Origin of the sequence: Paenibacillus ihuae (genome assembly GCF_001368795.1) — a bacterium.
Classification (GTDB): Bacteria; Bacillota; Bacilli; order Paenibacillales; family Paenibacillaceae; genus Paenibacillus_AQ; species Paenibacillus_AQ ihuae.
In genome coordinates, this window is sequence record NZ_LN831200.1 from 91,530 (window position 1) to 94,952 (window position 3,423).

At 48.5% G+C, this 3,423-nt stretch carries 2 protein-coding genes and 1 pseudogene; all 3 read right to left on the minus strand.

Going from position 1 to position 3,423, the window contains the following annotated elements:
- Positions 1 to 1,899: endopeptidase La (lon, locus tag AQR02_RS23010; RefSeq protein WP_054942755.1), on the minus strand; the 1,899-nt coding region annotated here is incomplete at its 3' end.
- 254 nt (positions 1,900 to 2,153) lie between these two features.
- Entirely contained in the window at positions 2,154 to 2,969 is an 816-nt protein-coding gene (locus tag AQR02_RS23015; RefSeq protein WP_054942756.1) for a hypothetical protein, read from the minus strand.
- 246 nt (positions 2,970 to 3,215) lie between these two features.
- Positions 3,216 to 3,423: pseudogene (locus tag AQR02_RS34770) on the minus strand (ATP-dependent protease LonB); the annotation flags it as partial.

The window sequence follows — 3,423 nt, forward strand, 5'->3', positions numbered from 1 at the left end:
TACATCACCCAGCTGTCCGGTCAGCGTCAGCTTGCCGGTGCCCTGGACTACCGTTACTTCAATCAGCAGAGTGTCACCGCCAACCTCCGTCCAGGCCAGCCCGGTAACCGTACCGATCTGATCTTCCAGCTCCGCCATTCCATAGCGGTACTTCGAGACACCAAGATAATCCTTGATCTCTCCTGGAAGAATGCTGACCTCTTGCTTCTCTCCGGATACAATCTGCTTCGCAGCCTTCCGGCAGAGCGCAGCAATCTGCTGCTCCAGATTACGAACCCCGGATTCCCGTGTGTATTCACGGACGATCTTCAGCAGCGAATCATCTTCAATCGTCAGCTGTGCATCCTCAAGTCCGTGGTTCTTGCGCTGCTTCGGCAGAAGGTAGCGGCTGGCAATCTGCAGCTTCTCAAGCTCCGTATAGCCGGGGATGAACAGCATCTCCATCCGGTCGAGCAGCGGACGCGGAATGTTATGCACAGCATTCGCCGTTGTCACGAACATTACGTTCGACAGATCGAACGGCAGCTCCACAAAGTGGTCGCTGAAGGTGTTGTTCTGTTCGGGGTCCAGCACTTCAAGCAGTGCTGCCGATGGATCGCCGCGGAAGTCAGCCGCCATCTTATCGATCTCATCGAGCAGGAAGACCGGATTAATGCTTCCTGCTGTCTTCATCCCTTGGATAATCCGGCCGGGCATAGCACCAACATAGGTGCGGCGGTGCCCGCGGATCTCAGCTTCATCACGCACCCCGCCGAGCGAGATGCGGACGAACTTACGGTTCAGGGAACGGGCGATGGAGCGCGCCAGTGAGGTTTTGCCGACGCCCGGAGGGCCTACGAGACAGAGAATCGGACCCTTCAGCTTCTTGACCAGCTTCTGCACTGCCAAGTATTCCAGCACGCGTTCCTTCGGCTTCTCAAGACCATAATGATCGGCATCCAGCACCTGTTCCGCTTTCAGAATATCCAGATCATCTTCCGTAGATTCGCTCCAAGGCAGACCGAGCAGCCAATCGACGTAGTTGCGGATGACACTGCCTTCGGCTGAGCTGCCAGGCATTTTTTCTAATCGGTCGATTTCCTTCTCAATCTTCTCCTGCACCCGCTCCGGCAGATTCTTCTCCTGCATTTGCGAGCGCAGCTCATCGGCTTCACCAGCCCGGCCCTCTTTCTCCCCGAGCTCTTTCTGGATCGCTTTCATCTGCTCACGCAGGTAATATTCTTTCTGGGTCTTCTCCATCTGCTTCTTCACCCGCTGGTTGATCTTACGCTCCAGCTCAAGCACTTCGCGCTCATTATTAAGAATGTCGAGCAGCTTCTCCAGACGTTTGCTGACGTCAATGGTCTCTAAGATTTCTTGCTTATCCTTAATCTTCAGTGCCAGGTGGCTTGTGATGACATCTGCCAGACGGCCAGGCTCTTCAATATCGGACACGGCAGCAAGCGTCTCTGGGGTGACCTTCTTGGATAAGGTGATGTAATGCTCGAACTGGCTCAGCACCGTCCGCATCAAGGCGTCGCTCTCCTGATCGACATCCTCCTGCTCCGGCAGCTCACGTGCCATAACCTCGTAATACTCCTCATTATCCGTATAATGAATAATTTCGGCCCGTTCCACTCCCTCTACCAGCACACGGATCGTGCCGTTCGGAAGCTTCAGCATCTGCCGCACATTCGCGACGGTGCCGACCCGAAAAATATCTTCTTGTCCAGGCTCCTCAATATTCACTTCTGACTGGGAGCAGAGGAGAATCAGGTTATCTTCAACCATAGCTTTTTCCAGCGCACGAACAGATTTCTCGCGACCTACGTCAAGGTGAAGAACCATGCTAGGGTACACGAGAAGACCTCTAAGCGGCAATAAAGGAAAACGACGACCTTTAGATTTGTTTGGTATCATCGCTTTCGCACCTCCCATGGTTCTCAAGTTATGTCATATGCATTCATTCTAACAAAAGCGGCATCAAAACACCAACTGGCGGCATGCAATACAGAAAGGTTGTTGGTCTGTTAGAGGACATTTGAAGAGTAAAAAAAACTCAAAACAGATTTTTGGCACAGTCTTTAGTATTTGTGGTTCTTCTGCAGAATATGTTTCAACAGTCTTTTTAACCAGCAGGAATAATTATTGAACAATAAAATAAAAAAAGCGCTTTACAGCGCATTTTCATTGGTTATTATGATTTTGTTTCCTGGGCGATCTGCCCAAAATACATATGAACCTACGCTTTCAACACCTTGACCAGCCCCATATGTGGGAGGTTTAATTCTCTCAATGAATTTAAAAGAATGCCCATCGAACCTGTAGTGATCCAGCCCTTGAGCGTACGCCTTCCCATATTCATTCGATCCGTGAAGATTTCCATAAAGGTCATCCTTATTGAAAAAGATACCTTGATATCCTCCCTCTCCACCAAATTGAGCAGACAGCGGATAAGCAGCCTGAAATCTAAATTTGCTATCAAACCTCCTGATTTCGTTCCTATCGTGGTATACCACCCAAAAAGAGCCTTTATATGTAGCCAGAGATTCAGCTGTTCCTTGTCCAATATCGTACTGTGCTACCTGCTTTAAGTCAGGAAGCCTATACTTGACCACGCGGCTAATACGCTCCTTTTCCGGCGGGGATGAATTGAAATTATAGACCGTAGCATACAGAAATCCATTGTTTGCAAAACAATCCCCAAATGACATAAAGCGCATTTTCTTATCCTTGCCTGTGTAGGCCTTTCTTTTCTCTGCTAAAAATTTACCGGAAGTTCCATAGACCGATATTGTATTAGAAAGGGAAAAATCCACATCCCGATCTGAAGTCACATATACCTTTTCTTTATCTGCAGCTACTCCTTGCCATCCTCGGTAGGATTTGTTCATCTGTATGAACTTAGGGCTCACACCCTCACTATTGGCACTGGCAGAAAAAGAAAATATTGATAAACCTATAATTATTAGAAAAAAAGGTCTTTTCAAAATACAACTCTCCCCAATTATGAATATCAAACATCATAATTGTATATTATAACCATTATTACATCAAGATTTTCCCATTCAACATGCAGACTCATTGATGTAAAAGGTGGAATTTTTGTATCCAAGCTAAAAAAGGAAGAAACCCTCAATTTGTTGATGAGGGATCTTCCTTTCTCTTTTCTTCTTCACTTAAATTTCATTATCCGAATATACCCCTTAAATCAATTATCCAGCCATCTACACCCCTCACCCCTGAGCACTCTCCCCCGAAGCATCCGCCTTAAGCAGCGAAGGCCCGGTTGAAAAGGTCTCGCCCGAGACCGCCGGCAGCCGCACATCGGCGGTCTCGGCTCCGAACAGGTGGCGGAATACCTCTTCTACGGTATCCACTGGAATGACCTGCAGCGGTGCAAGGTCGGCGAACAGGGACTGCCAGTTGTCCTTAGGAATGAGC